Genomic DNA, 13,044 nt, shown 5'->3' with positions numbered 1-13,044 from the left:
TGCTTCTACCTGGCCGCGTGACCACTTCTGCCGCAGCACGATTGCGCCGCGCTGATCGTGGCCCACGATGTGGAACGAGTTCTTGCCGATATCGATGCCCATCACGGCGATCGCTGAGCTGAGTTTCTGAGACATGGCGTGCTCCTTGTCTTGGGCGCCCCCTGCCCAGCTTGTCGTGCTGGCAGGGCCGGAGCACGGCCGGACCATTCCATTAGCGGACTTAACGCGCTTCTCCATTTTACGTCAGCTCATGATGCCACAGCCGGCAAACCCGGATCGATCCCAGTCATGGCGACGGATACATCCCAGAGCCGCTGGGCGACCGCCGGATCCTCCGCCTCAGAGCATCGAGAAGCTTCCCCGGAGACTCCCCTGATCTCGCGGAAGCCGGTCGGCCCGTAATAGCCGCCGGGCGTCACTGGCCCGGTCGCAGCCTGCAAAGTGGGCCATGCGCCCATCGCGGCGGTGTTGAGAAACACTCTCGCGAGCGGCAGCAAGAGTTGGAGCGCTCCCATATAGCGTCCGAGGTCAGTCGCGGCAGCACCCGGATGACAGCCCAAGGCCGTCACCGGCGAGCCCGCAGCGCGGAGGCGACGGTCCAGCTCAAAGAAAAACAGCGCATTGGCGAGCTTGCTCGCAGAATACCGCCCGAACCGACTGTAGCTTTTCTCGGCGTTCAGATCGTCCCAATCGAATTTTCCATTCCGATGGACGCTGCTGGAGGTCACCACGACCCTCGCCCCCTTCGTTTCCGCCAGCTTCGGCAGGAGCAGAGCCGTCAGCGCGAAGGTGCCAAGATGGTTGACGCCAAACTGGAGCTCAAATCCCTGCTTCGTGCGCATCAATGGTGGGGTCATTACGCCGGCATTGTTGACGAGGACATCGATGCGCGGCTCCTTTGCCGCCAGTTCGGCTGCGGTTCGAACGCTCGCTAGGTCGGCCTGGTCGAGTGGCAGGAATGCCAGATCTGCTCTTGGGCTCGCTTGCCTGATCTGTGCCATGGCGATTTCCGCCTTCCCCTTGTCGCGACAGGCGAGCAAGACGCGCGCGCCACGCGCCGCCAGAACGCGGGAAGCCTCGAAGCCAAGGCCAGTGTTCGCTCCAGTGACGATGAAGCACTTGCCCTGCTGGTCAGGCACATTGGCTTCGGTGAATCCGCCGACTTTCGGCATGGGTGGTTCCTTTCAATTGAGTGAGTACACGCTCATTTTTTTAGCAAATTGAGAGTTCATGCCGCCGAACCCTTCCAGAACAGGTCGAAGCCGGCCTGCCTGAGGTGTTTGGCGTCTTTTGGCTTCCCCGCGATGGCCTCGATCACGATGTCCGCCAGTTCCATCAGGACCGTGTCGATGTAGAAGGATGCACGTTTGGGGGCGACATGTCCGGCAAGGCTCTGCTCGACCATTTCCCGAGCCTCTTGAAACATGGCATCGCAGCTGCGCCGGCTCTTGGCCCTGACGCGGTCTGACACCTTGAGCTGGCGCAGCGCCTTGCGCTGCGTCGGGTTCGCCACGCCCCAGTCGATCAAGCGGTCCCAAATGTGCCGGACCCGTTCGCGCGGGCTGCCAGCCTGCGGAGAGGAAGCAAGCATCCCCGCGAGGCCCTTCTCGATCTCCACGAATAGCTGGTTCAGTAGATCGTCTTTCGTCCCGAAATAGGTAAACAGCGTGCCCTCCGCGACCCCGGCCGCCTTGGCGATGTTCGCGGTGGATGCGCCGGTGCCCATCTGCGCGACCAGCTCCGCAGCGGCCTCCAGGATTGCTTCACGTTTCTCTTCACTGAGCGGACGGGCCATGCTATCAACATCTTTTATTGAGTGAGTAGTCACTCAATAAATCTAAGCGGAGGCGACCTAAAGTCAAGGGGAGCCTAGCGGCGCCAAATCCGCCTTTCGCTCCGGATTTCCGCTACTGGCCCTTAGCCAGCCTGCGGAGCATTCTTGTCGAAGACCGCTGCTGACCCCCGAGCAAACATTTCGAAGATGCAAGCGAAGCGGATCAGGCAACTGACTGCAGCCACGCCGAGAAGGCGCGGATGGTCCTCGCACGCGGATGGTTTGGCCTGCTGACCACATGGAAGCTGTAGCCAGGCAAGCTCAGCTTGAACGCTTTCACGAGCGTACCGGCGGCGAGATCGCGTGCCACGAGCACATCACTGAAAATCCCGACTCCCTGCCCGGCGATCACCGCTTCGATGGCGTGTAGCTCCTCCCGGAAACTCAAGTGCTGCATGTCCTTGAATTGGGGTACTTCGCGCCACCTGCGCTGAGCCGCGGCAAGCCAGCTCTGCCATGTGGGCGGTCCACGATCGGCCGGCGACCAGTAGGAGTGGATCAGAACGTGGTTGGCGAGATCGACTGGTCTCTTCAGGCGTCCCGTCGAAAGCAAGCGCGGATTACAGACGGGCCAGAATGTATCGCTGAAGAGATCATCGACGATGCCGTCGGTCGGGCGCACTCGGCTGGTCGCATAACGGATGGCGACATCGCCATCTCCGGCCTGCAGATCAAGCACCGAGTCCGTGCCGATGACGTCCAGCGGCAGCCGGCCGCGCTGCAGCATCGGCATCATGCCCATATCGGGAGCAAGCAGCACGCCGCCCTCAATACCCGATTGCGCTGGAAGCGGATCAATCGCGATCCTTGAGTCCGGCACCGGACAGACGAAATTGAACGGAAGGATCAAAACACAGGCATGGGAAGGAATGTCAGAGGGCTCACCCATGATCAAGAGGCGGAGGCGTATCAAACACACATCGACGTTCGAGGAACGGCTGGCACAAGAAGCCAGACGATTCAAGGAAGCGGCCGAGAAGGAACTGCCTGGCAGTACGGCCCGCGAGTTGCTCTTGCGGCGGGCGCGCCAAGCCGAAACAGCCTCGCACCTGAGCGAATGGCTCCGCTCGCCGGGCCTGGCCGCACCGAAGTGAACGGGTATTGCGCATGAATCTTGCGCCGGAGGGAGATATCCGGCGCGTTGATCTGATCTGCTTAGACGATGCGCACCGCACTGTGGCCGGAAAGCCGACGCGGCAATCCGAACGTTGCGATCGTCGAAGCCGGTCAGAGCGTCTCGAGATGAAACTCGCCTCCTGGTCTCTGCAACGCCCGCCTGTGGCCCTTGCAGGCGCGGCAACAGCTTTGGCTCACGTCGGCTTCCGACTGCGGAAAGCCGACGACGCCTGTCAGGGACCTCCATCTCTTGCCCCATACGCCTTCACGACGTCTTCTGCTTCGCCTCTACGTGTCGTGCGAAGTTGTCGAGGATCGCCTGCCAACCGCCCTGCTGCTGCTCGACCGAGTGCGTCGGTTCGCTATCGAAGGCGACGCGAACGACAATGCCCTTGGGGCCAAGCGCAAACTCGACTTCGGCCTTTCGATCGCCGAACGCGTATTCGATCCGCTTGTGTTCGACGATCTTCGTGTAGGTGCCGGCGAAGTCAAAGCCCATGCTGCCGTCCTTTGCCTCCATGCGAGACGAGAAGGCGCCGCCTTCTCGCAGATCGACCGTAGCCTTGGTCGTATGCCAGTCGTCGGACGCGGCGTTCCACTTCATGATGTCGGCAGGCGTCGTATAAGCACGCCAGACCTGATCGATGGGGGCCGCTACGTTGGTTTCGACGTTAATCCTCATGGGCATTGCTCCTGGTTCGAGTGGACGGCTCGATGTGTGCGCGGCGTCCATCCACAGATGTGTCGATCCAAGGACGATCGAGACCGGTCCATGCCGACAAGGCCAAGCCGTCAATAGTTGAAAATATGAAAAAAGCGCCTGAGCATCCCCGTCCACGAGCATCCGAGTCTAAAGCGTGAGCAAGCCGAGCGGCGGCTTGCGCATCCGGGAGGCCTGCTCATAGGCGTGGGCCCGACGCAGCAGCTTGTGTCATCCGCCCCAGATGGACCACCTCGCGCACCTGACCGCTCACACCAAGAATGGGCGACAAACCGCGGACGGTGAGGGGCACTTCCACAATCGCGGTGACAGTTGGACTGGCGGAGAGTCCCCCTCACCCGGAATCCGCGCTTTCAGCGCGCATTCCGACCTCTCCCCGCAAGCGGGGCGAGGTAAGCGGGCGACGCCGCTCCAGCGACGACATCAAGCCACCAGCGCAGCGTCTTCGTCCGCACCGAAGGCGACCTGCGCGCCGCGCGCGCCTATCTCTATGCGACAGCGAATGCGATGTGGCGCGATCTGTCCGCGACCGGCGAGTTCAGCGCGGTGCGGCTGGCGGCGACCTGGACCATCCACCAATCGGCCAAGGTGGTCGACACCGCGTATCGCATGTCGGGCGCGACCGCGATGTTCGCAGCAATCCATTCGAACGGCGCTTTCGCGACATGCAGGCGATCGCACAGCAGATCCAGGCGCGCGATACGCATTACGAGGATGTCGGCAAGGCGATTTTGGCGGGGAGCTGAGATCCTTGCGCGTCAGGCCAATTTCGACGTCTCTACGCTGAAGGTGCGCTCCCTCCCCCGCTTGCGGGGGAGGGCTGGGGAGAGGGTGCTTCCGCAATGGGGCAGCTGAAGTTCACTGAGAACATCCCCGCGAGGAGAGAACCCTCACCCGGCGCTCCGCGCCGACCTCTCCCGCAAGCGGGAAAGGTGAACCCGCGGGCCGCGAGATCACGCCACCAGCGCTGCGTCTTCGTCCGCACCGTCGATGCCGCGCTGCGCCGCCAGGAGGCTGATGATCTCGGCATTGGGCCGGGCCTTGCTGAACAGAAAGCCCTGGCCTTCGTCGCAGCCTTCGGCCCGCAGGCCGCTCAGCTCGGCCTCTGTCTCGACGCCCTCGGCGGTGATGGTGACCCCTAAGCCTTTGCCGAGGCTGACGATGGAGCGGATGATCGCCTGCGCCTCGCGGTTGGCGCCGAGATCGCGCACGAAGACCTGGTCGATCTTGATCTTGTCGAAGGGGAAGCTGCGCAGGTAGCTGAGGCTGGAATAGCCGGTGCCGAAATCGTCCATCGAGATGCGCACGCCGAGCGCGCGTAGCGCATGCAGCGTCGCCAGCACCTGCGCGCTCTTCTCCAACAGCAGCGTCTCGGTGATCTCAAGCTCGAGCCGACGCGGCGGCAGGCCGGAATGCTTGAGGGCATCCGTCACCACCGAAAGCAGATTGCCGCTGCGGAACTGCAGCGGCGACAGATTGACGGCAACGCGGACATCGTCCGGCCAGGTCGCGGCATCGAGGCAGGCGCGGCGCAGCATCAGGCCGCCGAGCGGGCTGATCAGGCCGGTTTCCTCGGCGACCGGAATGAACTCGGCCGGCGAAACCATGCCGCGTTCCGCATGCGGCCAGCGCACCAGCGCCTCGAAACCGGTGATGCGCCCGGTCGAAAGATCGACCAGCGGCTGATAATACGGCCGCAGCACGTCGTTCTGGATCGCGTCGCGCAGCTCGACCTCGATCTTGCGGCGGCTCTGCGCTTTGGCGTCGAGCGCGGCCTCGAAGAACGCGAAGCTGCCGCGGGCGTCCGTCTTGGCGCGCGACAGCGCCATGTCGGCGCTCTTGAGCAGCTTTTCGGAATCCTCGCCGTCGCCCGGCGCCATCGCAATGCCGATCGAGGCGTTGATCACCACCGAATGGCCTTCGAGCAGATAGGGATCGGCGATGGCCTCCAGCAGGCGCTTGGCCAACAACACCGCGTCCTCGGGGCGCGCCAGCCCGCTCTGCACGATCGCGAACTCGTCCGAATTGAGCCGCGCCAGCGCGTCGTCCTCGCGCAAGCTCGAGCGCAGCCGCTTGGCGACGCCGCGCAGCAGCTTGTCGCCGATCGCGTGTCCCAGCGTGTCGTTGACCGCCTTGAAATTGTCCAGTCCCAGCATCAGCAGCGCGACCTTGTCGTTGCTGCGGCGGGAATGCGCGAGCATTTCGTCCACCTGCTGACGCAGCAGGTTGCGGTTCGGCAGCCCGGTCAGCCCGTCATGCTGAGCCATGAAGGCGAGCCGCGCCTCGGCGCGCTTGCGCTCGGTGATGTCCATCAGCGCAAGCAACACCGCGGGCCGCTCGGCATAGGTCAGCTCGCGCGAATAGATCGCCAGATCGATCAGGGCGCCGTCGGCCTTGATGTGCTTCCAGGTGCGGCCGGCCTGCTCTTCGCTGGAGCGATCCGTGGTCCAAGGCGGTTCGCTGTCGAAGGCTTGCAAGGAGCGGATCGTCAGGCGCTCGAACTCGGCGCGGCTAGAGCCGTAATGAGCGATCGCGGCGTCGTTGACGCTGAGAATGCGCTCGTCGTCCAGCGCGCAGACGATCATGGGGACGGGATTGCCGTCGAACAGCAGGCGGAAAGACGCCTCGCGCTGCTTCAGTTCGGTGATGTCGACGCGCAGGCCAACCACGCCGCCGTCGTCGGTCAGCCGCTCGTCGATCAGGATGACGCGGCCGTCCGCCAGTTTCTGCTCGTGACGCGCGCCGGGCTGATAGAGTTTTTGCAGCCGCTCGGCGATCCACTCGTCCTCGTGGCCGGCGGCCTCGGGATAGTCGCCGCGCGCAACGCCGATGCGCAGCGTGTCTTCGAGCCGCGCGCCTTCCTCGAACAGATCCGCGGTCTTGCTGTAGATCTCCGCGTATTTCTTGTTCCAGAGCACATAGCGGCCGTCGGAATCGAGAAACACGATGCCCTGCGGCAGGATATCGATGGCCTGGCGCAGACGCTCATGCGCCTTGTGCGCCTCCGCAATCGCGGCATCCGCCTCCGCGCGGCTCTGCACGAGCGCATTGATTTCGGCTGCCGCGCGAGGTGCAGGAGCGAATCTCGGCTTGCGCCGCTCTTGGCCGGCCCGAGCGAGCACGCTGCGCTTTCGCTTTTTTGGTCTTTGAAACCCCAAACTCAACTTGATACGCCCCAGTCGTGCCCGCCGGCCGCAGGTCTTTAGAGGTCAAGTCTTGAAGCAAGTGTCTGAAAAAAAGGTAATTTCGATCGCTCGAAGATTGGACGCACGGTCCTGTGGCCCACATCAAGCGGCCCTTATTGCCCGTTTGCGAGGCGCGGCAGCGCCAGCCGGCACGCTAAACCTATCCCGTCGTCGCAATCAGCGCCCGGCTTGGCGCAAAATTGCGCGCTCGCTTGAATCCTTTCCGGACTGGCGCGCCAATGCATGCAGACGGGAGAGAACGCGCGTCCCACGCACGAATTTTGGTCAATGCAGGACAGGGTTATCGCGTCGTTAAAAAAGCGGTCGGCGCAGCTGCTTCCGATCTGTCGATCGTCCGGAAAGCGGTCACCTGAAGGCCGATCGCGCGACCCGTACCCGAACCTCGCTTCCTCTAATCGTGGCTATCCGCCAGCTCGCCGCCACCCGCCGCTTCCGCGCGAGCGTTGTCGGTCCCTTCCCACCACTCGCCCAGCGCGTCTATCAACGGCACCAGCTTGTGGCCGGAGGGGGTCAGATCATATTCGACGCGCAACGGATATCCCTCGAACTCTGCGCGCTGGACAATACCGGCAACCTCGAGCTTGCGGAGCTCCAGCGTCAGCATCTTGTGGGAGATGGTGGGGTTGTCCCGACGCAGGTCACTGAATCGTTTGGTCCCCTGCTTCAGGTAATAAATCAGCAGCGTGGGCCAGCGGCCGCTGAGCACCTGCATCACTTCCTCGATGGGACAGCGGGAGACGAGATTTTTCATTGCGGGCTCGTGGTTACCAAAAAGTGCGTAATTTACTCGGCAGAGCGGCTGAGTAGGGTCCAGCTTCGCTGCGCAGCGTGATCATCAGAAGTCACGGAGAACAAGGTCATGGAACCAATTCTACTATACGGCTTCCCGCTGGGAAGCTCGATGGGGCTCGTCGCTGCGCTTGAATGGCTGAGCAAACCCTATCGGCTGTGCCGCGTCGATATGCTCGGCGAGATGCGCGAGCCATCCTACGCCCGCATCAACGCACGGCACGAGACCCCGGCATTCATCACCGCGCAAGGCCAGGTCCTGACGGAGACCATGGCGATTGCCGCCTGGCTCGAGGCCAGAGACGCCGAGCGGCGCATCAGCTTCGACCCGCTGACGCGGGAGGCGGATCGGATGCATCAGCTGATGGCATTCGTGAATACCGGTTTCACTGCCGCGTTCAGCCCGCTCTGGGTTGCGATGGAAATGAAGTCGCCCGATCCGGCCATGCAATCAGCCTTGCGGATGTGGGGCCGCGCGCGGGTGATCGAACGCCACGACAAGCTCGAGCACATGATTGAGGCAAGCACCTACCTGCTCGGCGACCGGCCGACCCTGGCCGATGCCGCGTTCATCGGCGTAGCCCGTTGGCTCGAGTTTCACAAGGTCGCCGACAAGGACCGGTGGCCGAAGTTGGCGGCCCTGCGCCGGCGGCTCGAAGCCGATCCTGCCGTCATCTATGCGTCCGATCTGGAGAACGGCAAGTCCAACCCTGGCAGCGGGGCGCGCGTGAGCGATGTTGAGCTCGCGGAGGTCGTCGCGCGATTCGGCAGGTAGGATTGCCGCGCCGGCGAATCACGAGCGGCTGATTGGAATTCAATCGCGCTCGTGACCGCCTGCGCGGTACGCCGAGACGCCCCGGCGTCTGTAAACACGCCGTGAAGTTGCGGCCGGCTCAAAGCCTAATTCTTATCTCTGAGGCGGTGTTTGGGCTATAAGGACGCAGCATGAGTCCCCGCCGTCTCACCCTCCTCCTGCTTTTGGCGACACTCCTGACCTCCGGCGCCGCACTGGCCCAGGACAAGGGCAGCGTCAATCCAAAAGCGCTGCCGCCGCTCGCCAACCCGAACGATCCCAAGCTCGGTGCCAAGGAACTGTTCGCGCGAAAACTGTTGCCGTCGAAAGGGCCGGCGCACGTCATCGGCTCCTACGTCAAGGGCTGCATCGGCGGCGCCGAGCCGATGCCGCTGAACGGCGACAATTGGCAGGTGATGCGGCTGTCGCGCAATCGCAATTATGGTCATCCCGCGACGATCGCGCTGATCAAGCGGCTCGCCGCCAAGGCGCGCAAGGACGCCGGCTGGCCGGGCATCCTGGTCGGCGACATCGCCCAGCCCCGCGGCGGGCCTGCGCTGTCCGGCCACGCCAGCCATCAGATCGGCCTGGATGCCGACATCTGGATGACGCCGATGCCGGACCATCGCCTCTCCCGCGAGGAGCGCGAGGAGATGTCGGCGGTGATGATGGTGCGGCAGGACCGGCTCGACATCGATCCGAAGGTGTTCACGCCAGGCCATGTACTGGTGCTGCGCGACGCCGCGCAGGAGCCGGCGGTGCAACGCATCTTCGTCAATGCCGCGATCAAGAAGGCGCTGTGCCGCGAGGCCAAGGGCGACCGCTCCTGGCTGTCGAAGATCCGGCCGTGGTGGGGCCACGACTATCACTTCCACATCCGCATGCACTGCCCGCCAGGTGCCGGCGAATGCGAAGGCCAGCCGTCGCAGTCCGAAGACGAAGGCTGCAAGGAGTCCGATCTCGCCTACTGGTTCAGCGATGGCGTGCTGCACCCGAAGCCGCCGCCGGAGCCGCCAAAGCCGAAGCCGCCGATGACGCTGGCGCAGATGCCGGCGGCATGCAAGGCCGTGCTGCGCGCGGCGGATGCGAAGCGGTAAAGCTCTCCGCCCGTCGTCCTAGCGAAAGCCAGGACCCATTATCTCGAAAAGGAGTCGTTGGGCGAAGGGGTAACTCCGGGTCTTCGCCAAACTTTTCCCTGTAGCTATGGATCCCGGATCTGCGCTCCGCTTCGCTGCGCTTGTCCGGGATGACGAACTGGGTAGCTGGCGCGCCATGCGAAAGGTCGCCTTTGACCTGTTCCGCCAGCCTGTTATGGTCGCCGTCAGGCGATCGCCTGACGGACCGTAAGTCCATCGGGCTTGCCGGAACAGCGCTTCCGCCGGTCGCAGCCTAACTCAACCAACGCCGTCTTGCGCGCCGCCCTTGCGTGCGCCCGGGCGCGCGCATGGAGCGCTTCTGATGTCCCGCCTTTGCATATTGTTCTCCGCCCTTGTCGTTCTGCTGTCGGCCCTCTCGCCTGCCGCCGCCGAGGACAAAAGCATCACCGTGTTCGCGGCCGCCTCGATGAAGAACGCGCTCGACGAGATCGACGCCGCCTACACCGCCAGGACCGGCGTCAAGTTCAGCGTCAGCTATGCCGCGAGCTCGGTGCTGGCCAGGCAGATCGAGCAGGGTGCGCCGGCGGACGTGTTCGTCTCCGCCGATACCGACTGGATGGACTACGCCATCGCCAGGAAGACCATCAACGAGCCGACCCGCGTCAATCTGCTCGGCAACAGCATCGTGCTGATCGCGCCGAAGGATTCAGCGATCGACAACGTCACCATCGCGCCGGGATTTGACCTCGCCACGCTCGCCGGTGACGGCAGGATCGCGACCGGCGACGTGAAGTCCGTGCCGGTCGGCAAATACGCCAAGGCCGCGCTCGAGAAGCTGGGCGCATGGCAGGCTGCCGAGCCGAAATTCGCGATGGCCGAGAGCGTGCGCGCCGCGCTGACGCTGGTCGCCCGCGGCGAGGCCAACCTCGGCATCGTCTATTCCACCGACGCCAAGGTCGAGCCCGGCGTGAAGATCGTCGGCACCTTCCCGGCGGATTCGCATCCCGCGATCATCTATCCGGTCGCAGCGACCGTGACCGCCAAGGGCGAGACCGGCGATTATCTCGCCTTCCTGCGCTCATCCGCCGCCAAGGCCATCTTCGAAAAATACGGCTTCAAGTTCCTGATCAGCCCCACCACTTGAGAATTTGCGATTTGAGGTTCTGTCACTTGATGCTTGCGGCGTGATGACCGAGATTTCTCCGGCCGAATGGACCGCGATCCTGCTTTCGCTCAGGGTCGCCGTCATCGCAACGCTTGTGGCGACGCCATTCGGCATTGCGCTGGCATGGTTGCTGGCGCGGCGCGATTTCTGGGGCAAGTCGGTTCTCGATGCGCTGGTGCATCTGCCGCTGGTGCTGCCGCCGGTCGTCACCGGCTATCTCCTGCTGCTCACCTTCGGCCGGCGCGGCCTCGTCGGCAGTTTTCTGGCCGACACTCTCGGCATCGTCTTCTCCTTTCGCTGGACTGGAGCTGCACTCGCCTGCGGCGTGATGTCGTTTCCGCTGCTGGTGCGCCCGATGCGGCTGTCGATCGAGGCGATCGATCGCCGGCTCGAGCAGGCAGCGGAGACGCTGGGCGCAGCTCCATTCAAAGTGTTCTTCACGGTGACGCTGCCGCTGGCGCTGCCCGGCGTGCTCGCCGGCATGGTGCTGGGCTTTGCCAAGGCGATCGGCGAGTTCGGCGCCACCATCACTTTCGTCTCGAACATTCCCGGCGAGACCCAGACAATTTCCTCGGCGATCTATTCGCTGATCCAGACGCCGGACGGCGACGCGGCAGCGGGCCGTCTCGTCATCGTCTCGATCGTGCTCGCGCTCGGCGCGCTGATCGCTGCCGAATGGTTTGCACGCCGCGCCACGGCGCGCCTGCACGGGAACTGATCATGCTGCAGGTCGATGTCGAAAAGCAGCTTGGCGAATTCTCGCTTGCCGCGTCCTTCACCAGCGAAGGCCGCGTGACCGGGCTGTTCGGGGCGTCCGGGGCCGGCAAGACTTCGCTGGTCAACATGATCGCGGGCCTGTTGCGCCCCGACCGCGGCACCATCGTGATCGACGGCGACGTCCTCGATGATAGCGCCGCCGGCATTCACGTCCCGACCTGGCGCCGGCGCATCGGCTATGTGTTCCAGGATGCGCGGCTGTTTCCACATCTCAATGTCGCGCAAAATCTCGACTATGGACGGCGCATGAACCGCCTCGCGCCGGATCCAGCGCAGTACAAGCGCATCGTCGACCTGCTCGATATCGGCGCCCTGCAGGATCGCCGTCCCGGAAAACTCTCCGGCGGCGAGCGCCAGCGTGTCGCGCTCGGACGCGCGCTGCTGTCGCGGCCGCGCCTGCTGCTGCTTGACGAGCCGCTCGGCGCGCTCGACGAGGGCCGCAAGCTGGAGATCCTGCCCTATCTGGTGCGGCTGCGCGACGAAGCCAACGTGCCGATGGTCTATGTCAGCCACGACGTCGCCGAGCTGCGCCAGCTCGCGACCCAGATCGTGATGCTAAAGCAGGGGCAGGTCGTGTCGTTCGGCGGGGTGAAGGTGCTCAGGTGAGGGACGCCCGCGCAACATCCCCCGCTGTCGTCCCAGCGAAGGCCGGGACCCATACCGCGTGATCTACCAAGAGAGCGCAGTGTACCGGCAAAGAAAGAGTAACTGCTAGCCGTCGCCAAACTACTTCCTGTGGTTATGGGTCCCGGCCTTCGCCGGGACGACACCGGGGCTCACCGCGCCTTCCGCCGCCTCGGCTTCACTGCCGCGAACACGCTCGTCAAATCCTCCGCTGCCGGCGCCGCATCATCGTCCAGATGCAGGCGGCTTTCGACGTGGAGGAAATGCTCGCGCGAGACGGCGATGGCGCGGGCGAGGTCGCGGGTGCGGAGCGCCTCGACGATGGCGCCGTGCTCGTCGACGGCACAGATCGAATCGGTTGCGGGCTCGTAAACCGAGACCATCACCGAGGACCGGCTGAGCAGATCGGCGAGGAAGCGCGAGAGCTCGGCATTGCCGAGCGCCTCGACCAGATAGACATGGAATGCGCCGGACAGCCGCACGGAAGCTGCGCGGTCGCCGCGCGTGGCGGCGGCGCGCTCCTCGGCAAGATGGGCGTTGAGCCGATCGATCAAGGCATCGTCGATATGGCGGACGAGCTGTGTCAGCACGCCGGCCTCGAGCACACGATGGGCCTCGTAGACGCTGCGGACATCGTCGAGCGTCGGCCGCGGCACCCGGGCGCCGCGATTGGGAAACATCTCCAGCCGCCGCTCCGCACCGAGCCGATGCAGCACCTTGCGGATGCGCTCGCGCGATACGCCAAAAATCTCGGCGAGCGGCGGCTCGGCAAGCTTCGTTCCCGCCTTCAGCTTGCCCTCCAGCAGCGCGTGCAGGATGGCCTGATAGACCGCCTCGTCCTCTGCCGGATTGGCCTTGCCGTTTCTCTTGCCGCTTCCCTTGCCGGTTCGCCTGCGCTGCGTCGCCATGACGATAGCTAGGC

General features: G+C 64.2%; 13 protein-coding genes and 2 pseudogenes. 7 read left to right on the top strand and 8 right to left on the bottom strand.

The window, feature by feature from the left end; translation table 11 throughout:
- The 4 genes and pseudogenes from IVA82_RS25790 to IVA82_RS25775 all read right to left on the bottom strand — a co-directional run.
- A pseudogene (locus IVA82_RS25790) lies at positions 1–135 on the bottom strand (IS110 family transposase); the annotation flags it as partial.
- A gap of 113 nt (positions 136–248) precedes the next feature.
- Positions 249–1,172 (bottom strand): oxidoreductase, encoded by a 924-nt coding sequence (locus tag IVA82_RS25785; protein WP_247388256.1) that lies wholly within the window; start codon positions 1,170–1,172, stop codon positions 249–251.
- A gap of 56 nt (positions 1,173–1,228) precedes the next feature.
- Complete coding sequence (locus IVA82_RS25780; protein WP_247388255.1) at positions 1,229–1,795, bottom strand: TetR/AcrR family transcriptional regulator; 567 nt, start codon at positions 1,793–1,795, stop codon at positions 1,229–1,231.
- 202 nt (positions 1,796–1,997) lie between these two features.
- Positions 1,998–2,723 (bottom strand): LysR substrate-binding domain-containing protein, encoded by a 726-nt coding sequence (locus IVA82_RS25775; protein ID WP_247388253.1) that lies wholly within the window; start codon positions 2,721–2,723, stop codon positions 1,998–2,000.
- A 1-nt stretch (position 2,724) separates the two neighbouring features.
- On the opposite strand from IVA82_RS25775, the gene IVA82_RS25770 reads away from it, so the two are divergent.
- The gene (locus IVA82_RS25770) at positions 2,725–2,928 is read left to right on the top strand and encodes a hypothetical protein (protein ID WP_247388259.1); all 204 of its coding nucleotides are present in this window, start codon (positions 2,725–2,727) and stop codon (positions 2,926–2,928) included.
- Between the two features lie 287 nt (positions 2,929–3,215).
- Here the strand turns inward: IVA82_RS25770 and IVA82_RS25765 are convergent, their stop codons facing one another.
- On the bottom strand, positions 3,216–3,632 hold the full coding sequence (locus IVA82_RS25765) for an SRPBCC family protein (protein ID WP_247388252.1): 417 nt from the start codon (positions 3,630–3,632) through the stop codon (positions 3,216–3,218).
- Positions 3,633–4,121: 489 nt separating this feature from the next.
- Between IVA82_RS25765 and IVA82_RS25760 the strand changes: the two are divergent.
- Positions 4,122–4,417 (top strand): annotated as a pseudogene (locus tag IVA82_RS25760) (acyl-CoA dehydrogenase); the annotation flags it as partial.
- A gap of 207 nt (positions 4,418–4,624) precedes the next feature.
- Here the strand turns inward: IVA82_RS25760 and IVA82_RS25755 are convergent.
- Positions 4,625–6,793: an EAL domain-containing protein gene (locus IVA82_RS25755; protein WP_247388251.1), complete on the bottom strand. Its 2,169-nt coding sequence runs from the start codon at positions 6,791–6,793 to the stop codon at positions 4,625–4,627.
- Positions 6,794–7,268: 475 nt separating this feature from the next.
- The gene (locus tag IVA82_RS25750) at positions 7,269–7,628 is read right to left on the bottom strand and encodes a helix-turn-helix domain-containing protein (RefSeq protein WP_247388250.1); all 360 of its coding nucleotides are present in this window, start codon (positions 7,626–7,628) and stop codon (positions 7,269–7,271) included.
- A gap of 108 nt (positions 7,629–7,736) precedes the next feature.
- Between IVA82_RS25750 and IVA82_RS25745 the strand changes: the two genes are divergently transcribed.
- From IVA82_RS25745 to modC, 5 genes are all read left to right on the top strand, one after another.
- Complete coding sequence (locus IVA82_RS25745; RefSeq protein WP_247388249.1) at positions 7,737–8,441, top strand: glutathione S-transferase family protein; 705 nt, start codon at positions 7,737–7,739, stop codon at positions 8,439–8,441.
- A gap of 170 nt (positions 8,442–8,611) precedes the next feature.
- Complete coding sequence (gene mepA, locus IVA82_RS25740) at positions 8,612–9,556, top strand: penicillin-insensitive murein endopeptidase (RefSeq protein WP_247388248.1); 945 nt, start codon at positions 8,612–8,614, stop codon at positions 9,554–9,556.
- A 361-nt stretch (positions 9,557–9,917) separates the two neighbouring features.
- On the top strand, positions 9,918–10,700 hold the full coding sequence (gene modA, locus IVA82_RS25735; RefSeq protein WP_247388246.1) for a molybdate ABC transporter substrate-binding protein: 783 nt from the start codon (positions 9,918–9,920) through the stop codon (positions 10,698–10,700).
- Positions 10,701–10,743: 43 nt separating this feature from the next.
- Positions 10,744–11,439, top strand: coding sequence for a molybdate ABC transporter permease subunit (gene modB, locus IVA82_RS25730; RefSeq protein WP_247388245.1), 696 nt, complete (start codon positions 10,744–10,746; stop codon positions 11,437–11,439).
- A 2-nt stretch (positions 11,440–11,441) separates the two neighbouring features.
- Complete coding sequence (modC, locus tag IVA82_RS25725; RefSeq protein WP_247388243.1) at positions 11,442–12,104, top strand: molybdenum ABC transporter ATP-binding protein; 663 nt, start codon at positions 11,442–11,444, stop codon at positions 12,102–12,104.
- Positions 12,105–12,274: 170 nt separating this feature from the next.
- Here modC and IVA82_RS25720 read toward each other — a convergent pair whose 3' ends face one another.
- On the bottom strand, positions 12,275–13,030 hold the full coding sequence (locus tag IVA82_RS25720; protein ID WP_247388241.1) for a GntR family transcriptional regulator: 756 nt from the start codon (positions 13,028–13,030) through the stop codon (positions 12,275–12,277).
- Positions 13,031–13,044 lie beyond the last annotated feature (14 nt).

The sequence above is a fragment of the Bradyrhizobium sp. 142 genome, assembly GCF_023074015.1.
Lineage (GTDB): Bacteria > Pseudomonadota > Alphaproteobacteria > Rhizobiales > Xanthobacteraceae > Bradyrhizobium.
Note: the sequence above shows the minus strand (reverse complement) of the source record. Positions and strands in the feature narration are given on the sequence as shown.

Coding starts and splice junctions, on each gene's coding strand:
- IVA82_RS25785 (WP_247388256.1), bottom strand. CDS start 1,172: ATGCCGAAAGTCGGCGGATTCACCGAAGCCAATGTGCCTGACCAGCAG.
- IVA82_RS25780 (WP_247388255.1), bottom strand. CDS start 1,795: ATGGCCCGTCCGCTCAGTGAAGAGAAACGTGAAGCAATCCTGGAGGCC.
- IVA82_RS25775 (WP_247388253.1), bottom strand. CDS start 2,723: ATGGGTGAGCCCTCTGACATTCCTTCCCATGCCTGTGTTTTGATCCTT.
- IVA82_RS25765 (WP_247388252.1), bottom strand. CDS start 3,632: ATGAGGATTAACGTCGAAACCAACGTAGCGGCCCCCATCGATCAGGTC.
- IVA82_RS25750 (WP_247388250.1), bottom strand. CDS start 7,628: ATGAAAAATCTCGTCTCCCGCTGTCCCATCGAGGAAGTGATGCAGGTG.
- IVA82_RS25745 (WP_247388249.1), top strand. CDS start 7,737: ATGGAACCAATTCTACTATACGGCTTCCCGCTGGGAAGCTCGATGGGG.
- mepA (WP_247388248.1), top strand. CDS start 8,612: ATGAGTCCCCGCCGTCTCACCCTCCTCCTGCTTTTGGCGACACTCCTG.
- modA (WP_247388246.1), top strand. CDS start 9,918: ATGTCCCGCCTTTGCATATTGTTCTCCGCCCTTGTCGTTCTGCTGTCG.
- modB (WP_247388245.1), top strand. CDS start 10,744: ATGACCGAGATTTCTCCGGCCGAATGGACCGCGATCCTGCTTTCGCTC.
- modC (WP_247388243.1), top strand. CDS start 11,442: ATGCTGCAGGTCGATGTCGAAAAGCAGCTTGGCGAATTCTCGCTTGCC.
- IVA82_RS25720 (WP_247388241.1), bottom strand. CDS start 13,030: ATGGCGACGCAGCGCAGGCGAACCGGCAAGGGAAGCGGCAAGAGAAAC.